This is a genomic window from uncultured Paraglaciecola sp. (assembly GCF_913020055.1).
GTDB lineage: Bacteria > Pseudomonadota > Gammaproteobacteria > Enterobacterales > Alteromonadaceae > Paraglaciecola.
On record NZ_CAJWCF010000007.1, the window covers coordinates 44503 to 66476 of the forward strand.

Annotated in this window: 17 protein-coding genes, 1 pseudogene and 1 riboswitch; of the genes and pseudogenes, 4 read left to right on the top strand and 14 right to left on the bottom strand. The window is 41.3% G+C overall.

Annotated features, from left to right (window positions below):
- Nucleotides 1-180: 180 nt before the first annotated feature.
- The 5 genes from QZ488_RS02855 to QZ488_RS02875 all read right to left on the bottom strand — a co-directional run bounded on the left by QZ488_RS02855 (nt 181) and on the right by QZ488_RS02875 (nt 4457).
- Entirely contained in the window at nt 181-1611 is a 1431-nt protein-coding gene (locus tag QZ488_RS02855; protein WP_293746129.1) for a TonB-dependent receptor, read from the bottom strand.
- A 252-nt stretch (nt 1612-1863) separates the two neighbouring features.
- Nucleotides 1864-2451 (bottom strand): hypothetical protein, encoded by a 588-nt coding sequence (locus QZ488_RS02860; RefSeq protein ID WP_293746130.1) that lies wholly within the window; start codon nt 2449-2451, stop codon nt 1864-1866.
- Nucleotides 2444-3022 (bottom strand): sigma-70 family RNA polymerase sigma factor, encoded by a 579-nt coding sequence (locus QZ488_RS02865; protein ID WP_293746131.1) that lies wholly within the window; start codon nt 3020-3022, stop codon nt 2444-2446. The genes QZ488_RS02860 and QZ488_RS02865 overlap by 8 nt, the downstream gene beginning before the upstream one ends.
- Before the next feature lie 61 nt (nt 3023-3083).
- A complete protein-coding gene (locus tag QZ488_RS02870) occupies nt 3084-3725 on the bottom strand; it encodes an energy transducer TonB (RefSeq protein WP_293746132.1) in 642 nt (213 codons plus the stop codon).
- Between the two features lie 105 nt (nt 3726-3830).
- The gene (locus QZ488_RS02875) at nt 3831-4457 is read right to left on the bottom strand and encodes a DUF2989 domain-containing protein (protein ID WP_293746133.1); all 627 of its coding nucleotides are present in this window, start codon (nt 4455-4457) and stop codon (nt 3831-3833) included.
- A gap of 541 nt (nt 4458-4998) precedes the next feature.
- Between QZ488_RS02875 and QZ488_RS02880 the strand changes: the two genes are divergently transcribed.
- Nucleotides 4999-5910 carry a DUF2608 domain-containing protein gene (locus tag QZ488_RS02880; protein WP_293746134.1) on the top strand — a complete coding sequence of 304 codons (912 nt, stop codon included), beginning with the start codon at nt 4999-5001 and terminating at the stop codon, nt 5908-5910.
- Nucleotides 5911-6025: 115 nt separating this feature from the next.
- Here the strand turns inward: QZ488_RS02880 and QZ488_RS02885 are convergent, their stop codons facing one another.
- Nucleotides 6026-6793: a hypothetical protein gene (locus QZ488_RS02885; RefSeq protein ID WP_293746135.1), complete on the bottom strand. Its 768-nt coding sequence runs from the start codon at nt 6791-6793 to the stop codon at nt 6026-6028.
- Nucleotides 6794-7215: 422 nt separating this feature from the next.
- Here QZ488_RS02885 and QZ488_RS02890 point away from each other — a divergent pair, with 422 nt between their 5' ends.
- Nucleotides 7216-7872: a Qnr family pentapeptide repeat protein gene (locus tag QZ488_RS02890; protein WP_293746136.1), complete on the top strand. Its 657-nt coding sequence runs from the start codon at nt 7216-7218 to the stop codon at nt 7870-7872.
- 96 nt (nt 7873-7968) lie between these two features.
- Here QZ488_RS02890 and rlmD read toward each other — a convergent pair whose 3' ends face one another.
- From rlmD to QZ488_RS21460, 8 genes and pseudogenes are all read right to left on the bottom strand, one after another.
- Entirely contained in the window at nt 7969-9321 is a 1353-nt protein-coding gene (gene rlmD, locus QZ488_RS02895; protein ID WP_293746137.1) for a 23S rRNA (uracil(1939)-C(5))-methyltransferase RlmD, read from the bottom strand.
- Nucleotides 9322-9501: 180 nt separating this feature from the next.
- Nucleotides 9502-10698: a BCCT family transporter gene (locus tag QZ488_RS02900; RefSeq protein ID WP_366508969.1), complete on the bottom strand. Its 1197-nt coding sequence runs from the start codon at nt 10696-10698 to the stop codon at nt 9502-9504.
- Nucleotides 10699-10764: 66 nt separating this feature from the next.
- A complete protein-coding gene (gene betA, locus QZ488_RS02905) occupies nt 10765-12435 on the bottom strand; it encodes a choline dehydrogenase (RefSeq protein WP_293746139.1) in 1671 nt (556 codons plus the stop codon).
- Nucleotides 12436-12450: 15 nt separating this feature from the next.
- Complete coding sequence (gene betB / locus QZ488_RS02910; RefSeq protein ID WP_293746140.1) at nt 12451-13929, bottom strand: betaine-aldehyde dehydrogenase; 1479 nt, start codon at nt 13927-13929, stop codon at nt 12451-12453.
- A 159-nt stretch (nt 13930-14088) separates the two neighbouring features.
- Nucleotides 14089-15969, bottom strand: coding sequence for a TonB-dependent receptor (locus QZ488_RS02915; RefSeq protein ID WP_293746141.1), 1881 nt, complete (start codon nt 15967-15969; stop codon nt 14089-14091).
- Nucleotides 15970-16295: 326 nt separating this feature from the next.
- Nucleotides 16296-16474: riboswitch (cobalamin riboswitch) on the bottom strand.
- Between the two features lie 170 nt (nt 16475-16644).
- Nucleotides 16645-17433 carry a class I SAM-dependent methyltransferase gene (locus QZ488_RS02920; RefSeq protein WP_293746142.1) on the bottom strand — a complete coding sequence of 263 codons (789 nt, stop codon included), beginning with the start codon at nt 17431-17433 and terminating at the stop codon, nt 16645-16647.
- A 92-nt stretch (nt 17434-17525) separates the two neighbouring features.
- Nucleotides 17526-18245, bottom strand: a complete 720-nt coding sequence (locus tag QZ488_RS02925) for a hypothetical protein (protein WP_293746143.1) — start codon at nt 18243-18245, stop codon at nt 17526-17528.
- Between the two features lie 125 nt (nt 18246-18370).
- A pseudogene (locus tag QZ488_RS21460) lies at nt 18371-19341 on the bottom strand (GGDEF domain-containing protein).
- A gap of 430 nt (nt 19342-19771) precedes the next feature.
- On the opposite strand from QZ488_RS21460, the gene QZ488_RS02935 reads away from it, so the two are divergent.
- Nucleotides 19772-21064, top strand: a complete 1293-nt coding sequence (locus QZ488_RS02935; RefSeq protein WP_293746144.1) for a M24 family metallopeptidase — start codon at nt 19772-19774, stop codon at nt 21062-21064.
- 101 nt (nt 21065-21165) lie between these two features.
- Nucleotides 21166-21972 (top strand): phytanoyl-CoA dioxygenase family protein, encoded by an 807-nt coding sequence (locus QZ488_RS02940; protein ID WP_293746145.1) that lies wholly within the window; start codon nt 21166-21168, stop codon nt 21970-21972.
- Nucleotides 21973-21974: the final 2 nt, after the last annotated feature.

A 21974-nucleotide genomic window follows, 5' to 3' on the forward strand; every position in this document is an offset into this window, starting at 1 on the left:
CAAGAACAAGAGGTAAGTCGTTACTTTTGGCTAGATCAGGCGAGTGTGGATGTTGAGCAACTTGCTTTTGAATCGGGGCAACGGGCGCTGGCGATGTACTTGAAATAACACTCAGATATAAAAAAAGGAGGGTATAAAACATTAAGTCTTATACCCTCCTTTTTTCATTTTAAATTAGCTTTAACCGCGATAGCCGAAGAATTTATGTTTAATAATTTCGTCTGCTACACCGTCAGGCAAATTCTTTTGCCAATCACCTTGACCGCTAGCAAGTTGTTTTAGGATCTTACGAGAATAGATATTAAACAATGCCGGATCGCTACATTCGATACCGTGCAGGAAGCCGTTTTCTAATAAATGACGATACAAAAAGCGTAAATGGTCTGGTACTTTCACATCAGTAAATTCGGTTACTTGACCATCTTCATCCATTTCTGGGTAGATGAATATACGCGTGTTGTCTGGAAATAATTTTCCAAACCCTTCTAAGATCCCACCTTCTACACCGCGATAGAAGTTCTCATCGAAAATCTGCTTAACATTGACCATGCCCATCACTATACCAATTTGTAATTGAGTAAACTGACGGAAGTAAGCCCTAAGTGAAAAGTAACGGGTGTAATCCGAGACCATAACGTTATAACCAAGGGAGTTGAGCAACTGCACTCTAGCCACAATGTCACTTTCTGGTACTTTTGCATCGTTACCGTGGGCATCGTTAAGGGATATTTCGGCAATAGCAATAGTGTTGCTAGGATCTACTCCAGGCAGCGCAGAAAAGGAATTTTGCCCCTGCTCTATCATATCTACATTTAATTTTGTCACTGGGCGGAAAGAGCCACGAATGGTGAGAATGTTTTTCTTATATAACATCTCAGCAGGTACTGCCACACTGCCATCGGGTTTAAACATGATGGCACGGGTTTTCCAGCTACGGATGAGGTGGATGTTTTTAATTCTATTATCAGCATCTTCAAAGTAAGGGCCTTCAAAATCGATTGAATCAATTTCAATACGATTGGCTTTCATACCGTCAGTTAATGAATCAATAATTTGCTTTGGATTTTCGAAATAATAATAGGCGGCATAAATAAGGTTTACCCCTAATACACCCAATGCTTGTTGTTGTGCTTCGGCATTGTCATCAAACATTCTGACATGCACCGTAATATTGGACGGTTTAGCTCCTGGGTACATCTGCACTCTAATACCGCACCAAGCATGGCATTCATTTTTTCGATTAAAACTTTTAGCCGAAACAGTCGCTGCGTAGGTAAAATAGCGTGACGACTTTGAGCGGATATCACCGACTCTGTCTACTACCAAATCGAACTCTTGTTCCATCATGGCTTTGACACGGCCTTTACTGACATATCGTCCGTCTTCTTGTACACCGTAGATTGCGTCTGAGAACTTCATGTCATAAGCAGACATGGTTTTGGCGATAGTGCCCGCCGCTGCGCCTGCTAAGAAAAATTGTCTGGCTACTTCTTGCCCAGCGCCAATCTCTACTATTGTGCCGTACTTCTTTTCATCAAGGTTAATGCGCAACGCTTTTTGAGTCGTTGAGCGGGAACTCACACTGTTACGAGACTCGATTTTTTTATCCATGATTTCTCCAAAGGAAGTGGCAAATAATTGAATACCACTATTGTAGCCTTTTTTTGTCAGAGCGATAAATCTAAATTTTAATTATAACGATGACTAATTCATTGAATAATATAATGAAAAGTTAATGGGACGTTAAAATGGTGGTGCATACTATAAGAAAGAGCAGTGACTAGAAGTTAGTCCCTAGAAAAAACAACAGCAACAGGTATTTCACCGCAGAAGAGCATGAAGCCAGAGAAAAGCACTGGTTAACTAACAACGCAAATGGTTACCACTGCGGGTAATACCTAAGATTATGCCTGTTTGGTCAAAGGCTATTTCTACTGCATCACCATTGATTATATTGGTATCTATTTGTTGCATATTGCTGAGCGCGGCTATCAGCTCTTTAGATAATTGTAGTACTTCATTATCACAACTTCTTAATTGCCATCCTTCATCCATAAGTTGCAAAGCGGCTTTGGTTTTGTGGTGAGCCGCATAGGTTTGTTTTTGGGCTAAATAATTTTTGTAATGGGCAGCATAACGATTTTTGAAACTATCAGGTAAGTCTTCAGTTTTAGTCTCCAACGAATGCAATTGTACGACTTGGTAATGCAATTCAGATGAAACCTGATTTGGCTGTTGAATCAATAACAAACTCAAAAGCAGCAAAGTGCTGGCAGCAACAGCGACGTAACTGATACGCCTAAAAATATAAGCAGTACTTTGGTTATCTTGCTGCTGGGCCAATACTTTACGTTTTATTGAAGCTGGGGCAGAGTGTTGAAGTTTACGTTTAGCGTAAAGTTGTTCAAGTGAATCTTCATTGTGCTGATTGTGTTCATTTGGTTTAGTCATGATTTTCCCCGCACTGCTTATCTAGCACTTTGCGTATATTGTCTTTGGCATATCGAAGCCTACTTTTCACTGTTTCAATTGGACAGTGGGTGATGTTGGCAATGTCTTGTAAGGTAAAGCCCTCTTGCTGCAAACAAAATGCTTCTCTTTGCTCAAAGGCCAGAGACAGGAGTCCATGATCAAAAAGAACACTGATATCCCCATCATCTAAGTTAGCTTCAATATTTTGTCCACTGTCAGCTAGTTGTTCCGTCTGGTTAATAGTAGGTTTGTTACGTCGGTATTCATCAATAAGTTGGTTGCGAGCTAGCGTAAACAACCAAGATTTAAACTGCCCTGAGTGTTGATAAAGATGCTTTTTTTCTATGACTTTTAGCCAGGTTTTTTGACAAATATCCTTGGCGAGCGTTGGATCGGAAAGAGTGAGTACAAAATGAAATAAGTCGTTGCCACAAGCATCGTACAACTGGGTGAGCAATGCCCTGTCGCCTGACTGGGCATAACGTAACATCAGGCTCTCATTATTCGTTCTATCGAAGAACCTAGCTTTTAAAGTCAATGCAAAACTCATAAACGCTCCTTATTAGCCTTGCCCACGCTTCAAACTGAATGCGTGCACAGCTTGTTGCAAATTAACTCGCTAATTTAAAGTCTAACATCACCATCATGCCATCTTGAGCTTGTGCTTTACCAGTTTGGATATTTGGTTTGTACTTCCATTTTGCCAATGCACGTCGTGCAGCTTGATTGAAGGTGCGTTTAGGTTCGGCATCTAACACTTGAATATTGTTGACAGTGCCTGAGGGAGTAATCGAAAACCTTAACTTTACCCAACCTTCAATACCGTCTCTAGCAGCAATTGATGGATATTTAGGTTCTACCCTAACTAAAGGCCTAGCATCTCCTCCACCCGAGTCAAAAGTAGGGTTTATTTTATTTCGAATTACAGGCGCGCCAATATTAGAAACAAACAGAGTCGGATCGAGTCCCTGATCAGGATCTGATTCAATTATCTTAACCACTAATTTAGGTTTGGGCACAGGAATAGGTTTAGGTTTGATTCTGACCCGCTCCGTAGTCGGTTTGTCCTCGATGAGTTGACCCAATAAAATCATGGTGTTTTCGGTCACTTTGGGAGGCATGATTTGATCATTCGCAATGAGCTTTTGCATACCAACAAACAACCCAAACGTAATGAGTGTGGCAACTACTGTGATAGCAATGAATTTATTCAGTTTAAAGTGGTTAAGAGTAAGCGCTGGCAGTGTGTGCATAGTATTTCTCCGTTGGTTTCATAGGAGTAACGAAACACAATGGAAAAAGGGGTGATTGTTTTTAAAGTTTATTTTATTTTTTGAGTCACCTATAAATATGAGGGTTTAAATTATCACCTTTGCAAGGTCCTTAACCCTTAATCCTTTCCAGTCAGAATCGAAAATAATGCTGTCTACTAGATCTTGAGCATCTTTCAAGGTCGAACTTTTCATATTCCCATGGAACTTGAAGTATCGAGTGTTTATGCCAGGGTTTTCTTCTATGAACTCAGTAAACAAGCCATGCCAGACTGCGGCCTTAAAGTTATCTTCTTTTTTTAAATAACATAAAATATAAAACTCAAAAATTTCCGGTGCCAGGTCATTTAAAAATTCTGTACGCCCGAGCAATAAATCAGCAATTTTTCTGGCATCATCCATACTCCGTGTTGCTGCTTCAGCCATCATCACAGTGTAAACATCTTGATGCACATTTTCTGTCATTTTCACACCGTTAACCATCGACTCCCAATAGTCAGTATTACCTGTTTTTTTGTAAAGCCATAAGTTGATTGCAGGTCTTACCCCTTTAGTTTCTTTGACTATTCTATTTTGATAGGTGGGTATATTAGCAATGGTTTGAAAGCGTGATATTTCATCTGATTTTTGTCTAGCACTTTGTGCTAAAACAACATTCTCAAGGCAGGCTTTGTATTTATCTAACACGGTAAGAGCAATGTAGGCTTTATTCACTGTTTTATTGCGACTATGGTTAACAAGCGCACGAATAGATTCAGCATCTTTGGATGCTACATAAAGCACCATCGTGTGTTAAATCGCATATTTCTTGGTAGGTGTCGTCACTACATAACATCACAGCCGAGCCGGTAACATCCTCGGATTCATTCTTCGAGCATGAAAATAAAGTTACAGATAAAAAGACAAAAAAAATATTGCGCATTAACGTTTTCACAAAATGATGATGATCGCGTATGGGAAGAATAAGCGCTATTCCGATTCTAAGCAATGTTAAAAAATAGAATTGAAGGATGCCATTATGAAACAAAAATCAACCTATGCATCGAGATAACTTACGAGCTCTTTTATTACCTAAGGGCATTGCTTTCCTGAGTGCGTGACTATCTTTTATTCGACTTACCTTTTTTGTGCAACATAAAACGGATTTGCCCTAATTTTATTTACCTGACTGCCTACAAAACTATCAGTTATTGTTCGATTATCGATTACTCTGCGGTATCCTATTGTTACTTTCCCATACAAGGTAGTTGTACACATGTTTCGCTTTTCTTTTTCGCGCCTGCACTTACCAACAAGGCTTTTTGCTGTAGCACTTATATTTTCATCTATTAATGGCTGTGCAAACTATTATGGGTCTAATGAACATCAGAACGATGAACTACCAGTGAGTCTGGTTTTAAAAGTTGACGATTTAGCCGTGGCGATTGAACAAGCCGAAGCGTTACCTTTGCGCTCAACCCTAGTGGTATTTGACATTGATGATACCTTACTAACCGCCACTGAATTTTTTGGTAGTGATAAATGGTATGACTGGCAACGGGGCAGGGCGCTAAGTCCAAATGGCCAAGCGTTAGTGATAGACGAAACTGATAAAGTCAGTTGTTTGTTTGATATATTGGGAATGACCTATGAAATCGCCACCAACCGCCCCACACAACAAAATATGGCAACCTTAGTCAAACAAGTTGAGAACGATCTAGTAGTTTTGACCGCCCGTTCTGGCGACTATCGTGCAGCGACCAAAAGAGAGCTAGGTCACAATGGTTTAGATTTTAGTGACAAAGCGTTGGTGACGGCGGATATTGGTTATCACTATGATTTCACCCTTGGTGGACGCACCGCCAGAATAAGTTATGTAGATGGTGTTTTTATGGTGCAAGGGATGGACAAGGGAGTGTTGTTATTAGATTTATTGGCACGAACTGAGCGGAAATATGAGGCTGTGGTGTTTGTGGATGATAAAACCCACAATATTAATAATATGGCTAACGCGTTACGAAAAGCCGGCATCGATTTTTATGGTTTTCATTACACCAAAGTTAATAAAACTGTATCTGCCCAAGAAGTGAAACATGCTCAGGCGGCTGCGAGTGATTTAGCTAAGTTACTCAAAGGTCATTTTGTCGAACGAGCCAATCTAATAACCAATGGTAGCTGTGCATATTAGTTGGTATTTCATTTTCTAAAATTAGGATGAGTGTCTTTATAGATTCATCTACTTTGTCGAAACATAACAAGACATCTCATAGCTAGCGCCAAAGTGTTCACCTTTTGTAGATGAATTATCTAAGTTTGATTCTTCCATCTAAGGCTTTTTCAAGAAAATCCACTCTTGCTAAAATTTTGTCCCGAGCATCACAATCGTAACAACGTTTTAGCATGTTTCTGATTGAAGAGAGTTCATCCTTTGCACTATCCACATCTTCTCTCAGTAACTTCATCAGCGCTAGGCGATGATGAGCGTTATACAGATTTTTGTTTAAAATCACTGCTGTATTGAAGTTTTTCTCTGCTTCTTCAGCGCGGCCTAACTGAATTTGTGACATGCCTGTCATGTATAGTTGGAAGCCTCGATTATTACATGTACGTTTTCTCAACACATCATTAGGATCTTCGTTAGTGCGAGCAGACTGAGAAATAGAAGCGGTAGAAATGTTCCCTGAACTCGATTGGCTATATTGACTTGAGTTACTTGCTGTTTGGTTGGCCAACATGTTTTGATCTATTTGGCTGTTAATCAGCCCGTTAATTCCCGCTTTTTTGTTGCGTTCTGCTCGTAATGCACATTTGGCATTTTTCTTAAATTCAACCTCTGCTAATTCAAAATTACCCGAGTTGAATGCTTGTAAAGCAGCATCACCATAAACGGCTGTCACTTCAATTCGTTCAATTTTATCAGAGGCTTCTTGCTCAGCCTTAGCCTCTGCGGTTTCTTGCGCATAAGAATAAAAAGACAGGGAAGCAATTAATAATCCAATGCTTACTTTTAAACCCAAGCCTGTCTGCGTAGTGAGTTTCAATAGATTATAAAACGCGGTTATTTTGCACATTATCTCTTCCTGAGCGATTGATTGGTTAAGGTACTCCATCACCTATTGCGTAATGGTCTCCATTACAATGTTAATAACAGGTAAGAATAGTAGCCTGTTTTTTGTTCAACTTGAGTATCACCCAATGCTAGCAAAAGTGACAACTCGATTGTGTAATAAAATATTAACTGGTTTTTATGCTGGGCTTTTTACTCATTTTAAAAAGAAACCGTTTTCTTCTGCTCTTCAACATTATACAAGCAAAAATACTTTATTCGACTAGTGTTGCACTTGATAAGGTGAACGTCGCTCTACATGTTCGTTTGGTGGCTTATATGGTCGTTTTTTACGTTTCTAAGTTATTGTTTTATAAAGTTTTATTTTTGTTGTTCGCTCTGGTGTAGGTGGTAGTCTGCAGGCCTATTTAGAGCAAGGGGGTATTTATGGCAAAAAATGATGAGGTGTTTAATCAAGTTGATTTTTCTAATCAGCAACTGAGTGAGTCAATTTATAAGGGGTGTAAGTTCTATAAATGTGACTTTAGCCGCGCTAACCTAAGGGATGCACAATTTGTTGATTGTATCTTTATGGAGCAAGGCGCTATAGAAGGCTGTCATTTTGATTATAGCGATCTGCGTGATGCATCTTTTAAGAACTGCCAATTATCCATGTCTAATTTTACTGGGGCGAAATGTTTCGGCATTGAATTTAGAGATTGTGATTTGAAGGGAGCTAATTTTATGCAAGCCAGCTTCTTAAACCAAGTGAGTAGCAGTATGTATTTTTGTTCCGCTTATATCACCAGTTGTAATTTATCCTACGCAAATTTTGAACGGCAATGTTTGGAAAAGTGTGATCTATTCGAAAATAAATGGATGGGTACTAATTTACATGGTGCTTCTTTAAAGGAGTCTGACTTAAGTCGAAGTGAGTTTTCAGAAGATTGTTGGACACAGTTTCGTATGCAGGGGTGTAATTTGAGTCATTCGGAATTGTATGGCTTAGATCCTCGCAAAGTTGACCTAAGCGGAGTCAAAATTTGCGTTTGGCAACAGGAGCAGTTGCTTGAGCAACTTGGACTAATTGTTTTACCCGATTAATTCAATCACTAGCTGTTTTCTATGTATTTCATTCAACCTTCAGAAAATTTTGAGGACTAGCGTTAAGCCAAAACCCTAATTTCTATTGTTAATAATTCACCGTGAAAACAATAGCATAGACTCAAGGTGAGCGGTTTGTGGAAACAGATCCATCATGCTACCTCGTTGTACTTTATAACGGTTTTCAAGCAAATACTGCGCGTCACGCGCCATCGTTGCTGCATCGCAAGAGACATATAGAATATGTTTAGGCTTGAGTTTGACTAAGGTGGGTAAAAACTCAAATGCGCCGGCTCGCGGTGGGTCAAGTAACACTTTAGTCACGCCTAACGAAGTCAAGTTTTTAGTGGCTGGTTGGGTTAAGTCTGCCGCAATAAATGACAAATTATCTAGCCCATTGGCTGTGGCATTCGTTTGCGCTGAATCAACCATACTGGTTTGCACTTCTACCCCTACTACTTGTTTGGCATGTTGAGCTAAAGGCAGTGAAAAATTTCCTACGCCACAAAATAAATCAAGAATGACGTCATTTGTATTGGGTGCTAACCACTCCATTGCCTGCGCTACCATTTTAGTGTTCATCATGGCGTTAACTTGTATAAAGTCTTGGGGATGGTATGTGAGCGTTAGCCCATTGAGTTGATAGTGACGCATGTCCTGTTGCAGAACAATTGCGCGGTTATCATCGGCATGTTGCCAATACAGCTGAAGAGGCTGTTGCTGGGCCCACTGCTGCCATTTTTGTTGCTCATGATCGTCGATATTAGCAGTGAGACGAATCAGTACAGACACGCCTTTGTCATCGTCGAGTAATTCTATGTGTCCTATTTTGTCGGCAATTGCATTGCCGGATAAGCGACTCTTTAATGTTGTAAATGCCCGTTGTAGGACAGGGGTTAATACCAAACAGTTATCAATCGACACTATTTGTTGTGACGATTTTCCACGAAAACCTAGATTTAATTTTTGCTCAGTGACTAGCACAGAAAGGCGAGCTCGTCTTCTATAACCAAAGGCTGAATCAGCAAGTAGGGTTAATTCTTGTTCTGGACATACTTTACGTAATTGACCTTGCAACCAATTCATTTTGGCTGCACGTTGTTGTTCTAAAGCCAAATGCTGAAAGCTACATCCGCCACATTGCACATAATGTGGGCAAGCAGGTTCAACTCTATGCGGACTAGGCTGCTCAATCTCAATCAGTTTTGCCTCATCAAATCTACGATTCGATTTGACCACCTGCGCCTTAACGGTTTCGTTTGGTAAAGCCCCGGGTATAAACGTCACTTTCCCTGCGGCCCGTGCCACACCTTTGCCTTCGTGAGTTAGACCCTCAACACTAAACGATTGCACGGGGCCTATAGGTTGTGAAGGTTTAGTACGACGTCTTTTGTTAGTGAAATTGCCTGAAGACGTTGCTTTATTCGAGGTGGAAACGCGTTTTCTCAACTGAAACTCTTAGTTAATTGGCTTATTGGGGAGGATTATATCATTGCATTGCCAAGTCTGTTTTCTTTGATTTAAAACGGTAAGGATCTTTTATAGATTAAAGCAAGCGCTGACGCTTACCTCCATTCATGACTATCCTTGCGCGAAGTGTTTTTGTAATCAGTATGTACTGCCCCACATTTAACGGTAATCAGTGTTCGCATCAGGACTGCCCACAATCTCTCTGACAACCCTCAACCGCTTACTCAAAATAAACACTAAACTACTAAACATCAGTCCAATCACTATTGCGCCTACCCATTGGATTTGTAAAAAATCCAAGGTGAATAAAAGTGTAAGGCCGCTTAATACCACTAAGTTGCCTATAAAATATTTGGCTTTGCCATGGCGTTCAACCGTTAGGTTAAGGTTGTCTGTATATAAGCGTATCAGTGAGTCCAATGAGTTGATCACAAAGATAACGCCCACAACGACCATTGAGCCGTTGATGACGCCGTTAATATTTAATTCATTCAGGTGATAATAATACAAACCCACGAACCACACTGCGATAGGAATAGAAGGGAAAATCAGCATCGCTAACAACACTTGGTAAGTGCGCAGGCCGCTAACAAAACGGGCTGTGAATTGGCCTATCATGATGCTCCAAGCGAACCACCAATACAGGTAAAATTCGTGGTAGGCGTTGAGCGGTAAAACAAACTGCTGCATGTTTGAAAAGTAGTTGCCTAGCAGTGCAAAGGTGGCAAAAAATTCAGTGGCATTACCTTGTTCTGATAATAAGGCACTTGCCCACAGCAACACTATCAATGCAAAAAACAACCAAGTACTGGCTAGGCTAAGTACTTTGACGTAACGGATATCGGTACTGGAATAAACTGATAAGGCTATGACGACTAAAACGATTAAATAAAAACTAGCGGTTAGATTACCCGCATCGGCTAGTTGAGGAATGTACCAAGGCAAGTTACTCAGCAGTAAAAAAGCAGTAAATGCACAGGTGCCAATAATGACTATATTATTGATCAGCTTGACTAAGGGAATGGCAAAAAACTGTACTTTAGGTTCAAGCACACAAAAGTAAAAACAGGTGAGAAAGTAAAAACTCCAGATCAGAAATGCCCAAAAACCAAACTCAATAGCTAAGGGGTTAGAGAAGGCATATTCAGGACTGGTGATGATGTCGGTGTAGCCAGCAAACTCAGTTAACGGGAACATGATCAGTCCCACATCTAAACCTGAGGTAAACAAGATAGCGATAAAGGTAAAGGTGCTAACAGGTGTCACACCTGTGCAGCGAATATTTCCCCATTTGACCAAAATACAGCCGATACAAAAAAAGGTGAATAAAATGCCTGCTGATAACCAAAGTGTCATAGCGCTTCCCAAAATAACATTGCCGAAAAAAGTACTGCCAAAAAGTATGTGATGGTTTTGCCCTTCTTATCGCTTAGGTTGATTGGCTCGTTGTTGGGTTTTCCAGTGCGTATCGCCTGTCACCTTGACTAATTCGGGAGCCAAGACTGAGCCTTTAATCAGATCGGCTGCGCGCTCTGCCAACATGATGGTAGGCGCATTTAAGTTGCCATTTGGGATTGTCGGAAATATCGACGAGTCCACCACGCGTAGGCCTTTTATGCCATACACTTTAGTTTCTGGATCAACCACCGACAATTCATCTGTGCCCATCTTACATGAACAACTTGGGTGATAGGCACTTTCGACTGATTCACGCACAAAGGCATCAATCTGTTCATCGTTTTGAATATGAGTGCCTGGTTGTATTTCTTCACCTCGGTAACTATCTAGCGCCGGTTGGTTGATGATTTCGCGGGTTAAACGTACGCAGTCTCGAAAGCCTTGGATATCGTCTTGATGTTGTAAATAGTTAAAAGTGATCTGCGGTGCTATGTCGGGCTGATTAGAAACGACCTGAATAGAGCCGCGACTTTTGGGTTTATTATGCCCAATATGTACCTGAAAACCATGCCCTGCAAAAGCTTCTTTACCATCGTAACGCATCGCCGCTGGTAAAAAGTGATACTGCAAGTCTGGCCATTCCACTCCCGTTTTTGAACGAATAAACCCACAGGATTCAAAATGGTTGGTTGAGCCTAATCCGTCTTTGTTCAAGATCCAGCGCACACCAATTTTAAGTTTGCTCCACCAGTCTAATTCACCATTTAGGGTAATGGGTTGGGTACATTTGAATTGAAAATAGAATTCTAGGTGGTCTTGCAGGTTTTCACCCACGCCATTTAATTCGTGTTGGCATTCAATGCCCGCTTTCTCTAGTAAGTCTTTATTGCCGATGCCAGATAATTGTAATAGGTGTGGCGAGCCAATCGAACCGGCACTTAAAATCACTTCTTTGTTGACCCTGATTTCTTTAATCTGGTTTTTATGGGCAAAACGCACACCCACAGCGGTTTTATCTTCTAGCAATACTTTATGTACTAAAGCATGTGTCACAACGGTTAAGTTGGGGCGTTGCATCGCTGGGCGTAAATAGGCATTAGATGTGGATGCGCGGCGGCCATTTTTGACCGTCATATGCATAGCGCCAAACCCTTCTTGCTGCTCGCCATTATAATCTTCAGTAGCGACATAACCTGCATCGACTCCGGCATCGACAAAAGCCTGATACAGTGGGTTTTGCATTTGGTTGCCGTTATTCACACCAAGCGGGCCATCACCACCGCGATAATTATTTGCCCCAAACGCCCAGCTTTCGGCTTTTTTAAAATAGGGCAGGCAATGGGCGTAATCCCAGTTGGTAGCACCTGTTTGTTGCCATTCATCAAAGTCTTTGGCATGTCCACGCACATACACCATGCCATTTATTGATGACGAACCACCTAATACCTTGCCTCTAGGGCAATGCATTTGGCGATTATTTAGATAGGGTTCGGGCTGGGTTTCAAATTGCCAGGCGTATTTTTTGGTATTCATTGGAATAGACAAGGCGGTGGGCATTTGAATGAAGATACTTTTGTCACTGCCACCAGTTTCTAATAATAAAACACTGGTGTTGGGGTCTTCTGATAATCGATTGGCTAACACGCAGCCTGCTGAGCCTGCGCCAACTACGATGTAATCATATACTGCTTGCATGTTTGACACCTTAGTCTAAAACGGGCTGTCTAAAGGTACTAGACCCACATACACCGATTTTAATTGAGTATATTGTTTGAGTGTGACTAAACCGTTTTCGCGGCCTATTCCCGATTGTTTATAACCACCAACGGGCATTTCAACCGGTGATAAACCATAACTATTGATCCAGCAGATACCCGCTTGCATCTGATGAATGACCCTGTGTGCACGGGTGATATCTTGGGTAAACACACCAGCGGCTAAACCTAAGTGAGTATTGTTGGCTCGGGCCACCACTTCATCCTCATTTTCAAAGGTTAATACTGCCATAACTGGGCCAAATATTTCTTCACGGCAAATGCTCATGGAGTCATCGCAATAGGTAAATACTGTGGGGGCTACGAAGTATCCATTAGGCGAATTTTCAGGTTGTAATGCCTGACCTCCGCATAACAATGTGGCACCTTCTGCTTTACCTTTTTCAATGTAGCTTAACACCAACTGCTGATGTTTTTTGGATATCAGCGCGCCAAAGTTGGTGTCTGGATGCATAGGATCGCCCGCCACAATATTGGCTTTGACTCGACTCTGCAATTTTTCAATAAATACAGGGTAAATGTCATTTTGCACAAACACTCGGGTAGCGTTAGTGCAAATTTCTCCCTGAGTATAAAAATTGCCAAGCATGGCGGCAGACACTGCATTATCGATATCTGCATCATCAAAAATAATTAAAGGAGACTTACCACCCAGCTCCATTGTTACTTCTTTGAGTGTACTAGCGGCACCAGTCATGACTTTTTTGCCGGTGCCTACCTCACCAGTAAAAGACACTTTGGCTATTTTAGGGTGATGACTGAGCCAAGCGCCCACTTTGCCATCACCTTGAATCACATTAAATACACCTGCAGGCACACCGGCTTCAAATAATATTTCAGCCAGTTTTAATGCACCTAATGGCGTTTCTTCCGACGGTTTAAATATCATCGCATTGCCACAAGCTAGGGCAGGGGCGGCTTTCCAACACGCTATTTGCAACGGGTAATTCCACGCACCTATGCCAGCACATACACCTAAAGGTTCAGGACGAGTGTAATAAAAATCCTCACCCACTTGTTGTTGGTTGCCTTCTATTGTTGGTGCAAGTCCTGCAAAAAACTCTATGGCATCGGCACCCGATACAATATCGACTACGCTGGCCTCTTGCCAGGGTTTGCCTGTATCTGCTACTTCAATCGCCGCTAATTCATCATTGTGCTCTCTTAGTAGCGAAACGGCTTTTAGTAAAACCCGGCTACGCTCAATGCCACTCATGTTTGACCATATGGCAAAACCTTGTTGTGCAGTGTCGATAGCGCTTTGTTGAATAAATTCATCTGCCACTTCAACCTGATAAATCACCTGACCCGTTGCAGGATTAGTCACATCAAATTTTTCACCACTTTGATTACTAAGGTACTGGCCATTCACGTAGTTTTGATAACAAGCTTGGTGTTGAAAAGCTGGGGGCATGTGTAGACTCACAAATTCGGGTTAACGTTAGGTAATTGCGCTGGCACTATGCCTGCTCTTGAAAAGGGAATCAATGGCATTCTTGTAGGCATAACTGAAATGTGCCCAACTAAAACTCAGTTGGGCAATATGTATAGAAGAGGTGTTGCTTAGCCTAATCTAGAATTGGTATTTCAAACCAATATGCGGCGTGTCGCCAGCGGTATTAAAGGCTGCAAGATCTTGATAACTTTTGTCGAATAAGTTTTCAACTCTGGCGAACACCGTTAAACGAGTATTGACCCGGTAACGGGCGCTGATATCAATCACTTCATAGTTGTCTAAGGGGAGTGCGACACTCTCAAAAGTCGTTTCATCCAGTACCAGATCAACAAAATCCTGCACTAACCTTAAATTGGCAGACAAGGTCAACTTATCGATTTGGTAATCAAAACCAATATTTGCCATGTTTTTTGGACGGCGTAAACGTTGTTCGCCAGCAGTATCTTTGGTTTGGTTATAAGTGTAGTTTAGATTCAATCGCAGGGCATCACTCACTTTGACATCGGCAATCAGCTCTGCACCTTCTGAGCTAGATTGACCTAGGTCTTGTAAATAACCCGAATAGCCTGCCAAATCAAAAAAGATACTGTCTTCAATGGTTTGATCAAAATAGATAACCTCAAAACGAGAGCCTTGTTTTGTACTGTATTCAAGGGCTATTTCATAACCTTTGGTGGTTTCTTCTTGCAAGGCTGTAGTGGCTGCTGGTGCAAAAGCATAAGGCCCACGGTTGTATTCTACTTCAAACAAGCTAGGTGCTCTAAATCCCGTACCATAGGCTGAGCGAAGTTTGATTTCATCATCACCTAGTGTCCAGATATAAGCGCCGCTTACCCTAACACTGGTATGTTCACCAAAGTCTTCGTTATCATCATGGCGCACACCGGCAGTTATATATAAATTGTCGAGTAACTCGCCTTGATATTCAAAATAATAACCTGTGCTAATTCGGCTTTGTTCAGCTGTAGTAATTTGTTCTTCTTCCCAATCGAATCCGTAAACCAATTGATGCTCTTGGTTGAGTTGGGTGTTGCCTAAATATTCTACTCTTTGTAATACACCTTTAGTCAAAAAATCAGACAATCCTTGATTAAAGTTTTCCCGTTCAATAAGGGTTTTAGCATAGGCTAATTCATGTTGTGATTTGTCTGTGGAGTAATTTAGATCTGCCCGCAGGTTAGACTGGTTAAATTCACTTTCGCAATCATTACTGGCGCTTGCGCCAAATCCACAGTTATCAAACTGACCTAGACCCTGGTTGTTTCTAAACACTAAACCTAAGCTTAAATCGTCGTTGATTTGCACACCTAAGCGAGAGTGAATAGTGGTGTTTTCGTAACCGTCTTTATCTTGCCTGGGATCGTCTAATCGTGAATTAAATCCATCGGTTTGGTAATCTGAGGCCGCAACGAAATAATCGAAATCTTCATGATTTGCGCCCATATTGGCGGATAGATTGCGTGAGTTATATCCTCCAAATTCACCACTAAGATTACCTGAGAACTGCTCTGAAGGTGAGCCGCTATAAATATTGATTACACCTCCAGCATCAGCACCATAGGCTAAACCTTGTGAACCTCGTAGTATTTCAACTCGAGCAATATTGGAGCTTTGTAAATGAGCCAGTTGTGGGCCGACTTGTGTACCAGTGGGGTCAGATATATCTACGCCATCTATACGAACTAAGGTGCGATAACCTTCTTCACCGCGCACCCGTAAGGCAGTAGTGGAACCCACGCCGCCACTATTGGTTGCGCTGATAGCAGGTTGTATTTTTAGCACGTCGGTTAAGTTGGCGTATCCGCGAGCATCGATATCTTGTTGGGTGATGATGGATACCGAAGTCGCAATTTCACGCAATGGCATCGAAACTCGACTAGAGACCACTACCATTTTTTCTATTTCATTTTCTTCGTTTTGGCCATTTTGTTCAGCTGCATAAATAGAGCTGGCGAAAAGGCTTGTGCTAATGGCTAATGCCAGTGTTGTGTGTTTCATAAAATCCTCAATCTATAAACCTAGATTTTGCAGTGAAAACACGAGAAAGACCGGCATCCACTGAAGCGCCTGGCTATGGGAAAAAGTTCTCATCACCAATAAGGTGACCACGAACTTTCTCCCTACGCCAATCACAACATTGGTTACCACTCTTTCCACGAGTTCTACAACGAAATCAAGGATAAAAAGTAAACGATTGAGAGGGGGGTAAAAGAGGATGCTTGACTGAAAAGTTAACTTATATATTCAAGATAATGAGTCTTAAAATACCAAAGGTTAACTATTGCAGGAATATGCATTCTAATGAAGCCCGCCGCTCCATACGTACAAAAGCTAATGTCATAGGCCGGTGTCGGGCTTCAATATGGCTAGCATATTTTACCGTTGCGGGGGCAGCGGTGGATTCGCACATAACATACCAACAGTTAGGCACACCACACTTCCCGTTTACCCTATCCAGATTGATTGGAGTCAACCGATAGGCACCTAGAATAGCGGCGCAGAAGATACGTTTTGTACCCCACAAAGTCAATGTCTTGCATTGGAGTTTTTGCGAAAAAAAAGTTCAAAAAATGACAAAACCGTTATAAACGGCTTTAGAATAATATTAAGCAGGTGAACTGGAGTAAAATGAAAGTTAAGGGTTAGATAACCTATATTCAATCGTCATTCTGGCTAAGCTTTGCCTGCAACGTAGATGAACTCATTGGTTGGAAACACAATACTGCCATCGTCGTGAGTAAAGTTTTTGCATCCTAATTGGATTGCTTCTTTCATCTTACTTTCGCCAATCACCTTCATCATGCCTTGATAGGGCCCAGCCCCCAATGAATATTCCCACTTCTGAGCAAAGTTATCATAGCTAAAGGGACAGTTTGCTTTGCCAGTACCAGTTATCTCAAGTCCTGCATCTTTAAACAATGCTTCTAGAATGCCTGGGGCTGAAAGTGCGAAAGGGCCACCTGGTTTTGCATCTGCTGGTGGAGGTGGCATTGCTGCCTTAGTGGCAGAAAAAACAGCTTTGTAGTCGATGTTTTCTGGTGGACCAAAGAGGCAAGCGACTACCGTACCACCCTTTTTACATACTCGTTTAAACTCGCGCAAAGTAGCAATAGGGTCCTCGGCGTATTGTACACAGTTTGCGGCAAAGACGACGCCGAAAGACTCATCCGGAAAATCGAAAGATTGAATATCGCCTACGGTAAAACAGCCATCTGGCACTGCTTTGCTCACAAAGGTAATAAGCCCTTCGGCGGCGTCAATGCCTGTTACCTTTGCCCCTCTCGCGGCGGCCAAAACCGACGCCGTTCCGGTTCCGCAACCCGCGTCGAGAATCCGTGTCCCAGTTGCAACATTCGCTGTGCTCAACATTGCTTCGACGATGGGAATATGTAGTCGTTCCTGAATATTCCAACCAGAGGGGTTATGGTTCCAAAGTGACCCTTGAATTGTTGCTGATCCCATTTTCACTCTCCTTAGTTGTTGAGTATATTGGCGATGTCTCCCATGCCGACTGAATCAAAGCAAGGTTAAGACAAAGAATACGTCATTAGAGTTTAGACCGCGATAACATCCTTTCCACATGAGGCATGCCTTGGTGTGCTATCCACTTTAGTGTTAGGTAGTAAACCTTTTTGTTTAAGTTGTCTCATCGAGTGTTCTAATTTTGGGACTAATAAAACGTGCCGTTTGTTGACAAAATGATAACTTAAGCGGGCTAAAGTAGGTTCGTTATGGAAGTACAATTTATCTGTTTGTAGCGCACAAAGCACTTTGTTGGATTCGATGGTTGAGCTCAAAAACGCTTGGGCGATGCCTTTTTCTAACATACGCACAATGGCAATTGGTTTCGATTCAAATCGGCATCTTAACTTCGATGATTCACAAAAGGCCGGCGCACTTTGAAAGCTGGAAAGTATAACAATATTTGTGTTAGCCGCTATATTGCAGTCTTCTTTATTCAGGCAATAGAATCCAGAATGAAACACGTCGAGAGGTTCGTTGACTTTTATAAGGTTAGGGTAGTGTTTTGCGGTTAATTCAAATCTTCCGGCTTCTGCATCGAATACTCCTTGATTGACGAGTCGCAGGCCTCGTTTTGAAGGGTAATAAACCAGCTTTGGAATTATCTTAAGTGGAGCATACAGCTGAGTATAAATATTTTCTATTGAGATTTGTTCGGTGTGCCCCTCATAAGTTTCAACAATATTAATGGTGAAAGATTCAGCATCTGAACAAGTAGTAAACACAATAAAAAATAAGATCAAAAGACGCATTTGAAAATAGTCTTATTAATATTTGAAGAGTAAAAGTTACGCTATTATAAAATGAGTTGCAAATCGTTGGTAACTTAATGGGGTACAATATTTAGATATGTTCACACTTCAGATATTTTTGAGAACTATCTTTTATTCAATGAGGTTTTTTTACCACTAATATCAGAGTTGGACTTAAACTTATCAAGAATAATGACTTGATTACGGCCGTTATTTTTTGCCCGGTACAGAGCTATATCAGATTGACTGTAAAGCAGCTCAAAAGTGCAGTCTAACCAGCTTTCAATCAAGCCTATTGATAATGTAATATTAACTGGCTTGTCAGGCGTATTGAATGTGTTGGCCATGACTGTTTCGCGTAATCGGTTTATGATTTCATAAGCTTCTGTGGCTTGGGTGTCACGCAGTAAAATACCAAACTCTTCGCCACCTATACGCCCAAAATTATCATATTCACGTAATGTGTTTTTAATTGTGACAATTGGCGGAGAACATTATCGCCAACAAGATGCTCATACTCATCGTTAACTTTTTTGAAGTAATCAATATCTAATAAACAAAAAGTAAATTCCTTTTTAGTTCTTCTATAAAGACTTATTTCAGATTTGACATTAACTATAAAGCTACGGCGATTGGCAATTTGGGTGAGTTCATCTGTTAAGGTTAGTCTAGTAATTTTATGAATCTGTTCAGACAGAGTTTGTTCAACACCTTTCTGCATAGTCATATTTTTTGCTTGTAACAGTAATTCCCCTGTTGGGAGAGTCTGTTCAGACATTAGGTACCAACTACCATCAGTATGATCCACTTCAAAAATTCGAAATTCTAGACTCCGTCTTTTGTTTTGGGCGAACTTTAACCAATGCTCAATATCTTTGGTTTCTATATTTGGACCTTGCTGATTTTGAAAAGCAATTCGGACAAGTTGGTTGAAGCTTTGCCCGATCATTTGGTCGAATTCAATACACATAAAATCGGCATAGGCTTGATTGCAGCCAACTAATAAATCTTCAGCTGAATAAATGGCATAGCCATCTTGAGTGACTTCAAGAAAGTCGCCTATTCGAGAGGCTAATGTTAAAACTCCGTCTTTCATACTACCTCTATATGTATATAGGAAGAGTAAATGTTATCCCTTATTTACAATACTGACTCTGATTGTAAAAGTGCTAACCTACCATAATTGGCAACTGCTGGTTTGTACATTAAATTTGCCTGACAAAGTTATAATTCAACATGGGTAATAACCCAACCGTGAGATCCCGAATACTTTTAGTTTAATCGATTTAAGTCCCTGTTAGTTTACTGACAGGGACTTAGAATAAAGAGCAGTATCCTCAAAAACGCAAGGACAGGAATCTATTTAAAGTAACAACCCAAACAGGATTTGAGTCGACAGTTTTGTATTATCAAACGAAAAAAATCAATGTATGTTGTAGGAAATAGGTAATACATTTAAGCTTATTACTGCTATCAGTGTTCTTAATATCACTGCTTTTTTAGTTTATAAAAGGAATGAATAATTAGTGAAAGTTCTCAGTGTTTTACTTCTAACTTTGTTGTCCTTCTGTGTTTTTGCGCAGTTTTCCGATCCATCGCCGTGGCCAGAAATCCGTAAAAAACGTATCGCTACATTATTGCCATCAGCACTTAAAGCGTCAAAAGTAGACGCGTGGTTAGTCATCTGCCGTGAAAATAATAATGATCCGTTAGCGAGCCATGTTGGCTGCGAAAATGCGGGTCAAACCGCGGTGTTTTTGTTCTTCCATCATAAGCAAAAATTTCACTCAATGGCTTTTTCTCCAGCTGGGGAGGCGACCGCATTAAACGATGTTAATTTACTCAATGAAGTAGTTGCCGTTGACCGAAATGCATCTGCCATTCATATTGCCGCTGATTTTATTCGAGAAAAAAACTTTTCAAATATTGCGATTAATATGTCTTCCAAGAATGCTCAAGCAGACGGCATTAGTTTTACCCAATATCAACAACTGACCAAAGCGCTTGGTGAGACGTTAAGCCAAAGACTGACGTCATCAGATGAAATCATTTATCAATGGTTATCCATTAAATTGCCAGAAGAAATTGAAATTATGCGTAAAGCCGCAGCTTTAACTGCACAATGGCAAATTGAGGCGTACTCGCAAATTACTCCAGGTGTCACGACCGATGCCGATGTAGCGCGCTTTTTAAAAGCTAAAATGCGAGAAGCGGGTGTCAGAGATGGATGGGCTGCGGAACAAAATCCAAATGTAAACTCAGGAACAGATCGTGGGCATTCACACGCCACAGATAAGGTCATTCAGCCAGGAGATGTAATTCAGACAGATTTTGGTATTCGGGTTTATGACAAGTGGGTGACGGACATTCAGCGTTTTGCCTACGTATTGAAAAAGAATGAGAGCCAAGTGCCAGCTGATATTCAAGGTTACTGGGAAAACGCCAAACAAGGTCGTCAGGCTGCTTTTTTAGCAATGAAGCCAGGTGTGAAAGGCATAGATGTCGATGCGGCACAGCGTAAAGTCATGGCAGAAACTGGTTCTTTACCGTTAATGTGGAGTACTGGCCATCCGGTTGGTTATGTGGCGCACGACACAGGACCAAATTTAGGTGGCTCAAGTGCGGTCAGCGTTAGACCCGCATCTCAACGCCTATTAGCTAAAGGAATGACATTTGCGTTTGATGGTTTTTACAGTTGGTTGTTAGCCGACGGACAGCCTAAAACTATATCTGTTGAGGAAATGGTCCAAATCACTGACAGTGGCGCTGAGTTTTTGATCCCTCCACAGCTTGATTTAGTCTTGATAAAATCAAACTAGAAAGGTGTAATCAGCAATGATTAAAACGGTGTAAACAGAAGACGCAGGTCGATAATGGTTTAGGTTTTGTTGTCTATTTCAAATAAAACCTGCAAAAGGAAATGACTATTTCTACACATGTATACCCCGAAAAATCACTAGAAGCCGTGGTCATAACACCCAAAGCGCTAAGTCTATGTGTCACAGAAACGTTATATTCTGCGGCGCAAGAAACCTATCAAGATATCGCCGCTATGACCCAAACTCAATCCGTCGATGCTGTGGTGGCATCGCTGCTCCCAGCACAAAAATATTTACCCCATGCTTCTTCTATGAACTTAGGTGCAATAAATAACAGAGCGCTAGTAGAAACTCTATTAGCGGAGATCGCGGGAGGGCCTGCCGGTTATCAAATTCGTAAAATGTTAGGCAGTAATCAAGTTCTTTGTGATTTTGACCAGGCTTGGATACGCCGACAATACGCCCCACATTTATACCCTACTAACCATGCGCCTCATGGCTGGCATCAAGACGGTGCTTTGGGATTTGATTTCCTCGCAACCAATAACAAACAACTGGATCCAGAAGGGTTATTGCCAACTGTTACTTGCTGGATTGCTTTGACTAAGTGCGGAGTAGATGCGCCAGGATTGGAATTTGTGTCTCAGACTGTTGATGCGCTACTGCTCCCCGAAGAGCTGACTAGTCACAGCATCAACAGTCGCTTTTCGGTAGATTCATTTTACACACCGCAAATGGACGCTGGTGATGCGCTTATTTTCCAAGGTGGCACGCTACATCGGACGCATGTAGTCAAAATAATGCAAACCAACCGCACTAGTGTTGAATTGCGCTTTGTTGCTAAACATAATATTCCGCAACGTTTGTCTGGGGATTATTTTATTCCCATGCCGAATGGTAATGAATGAAA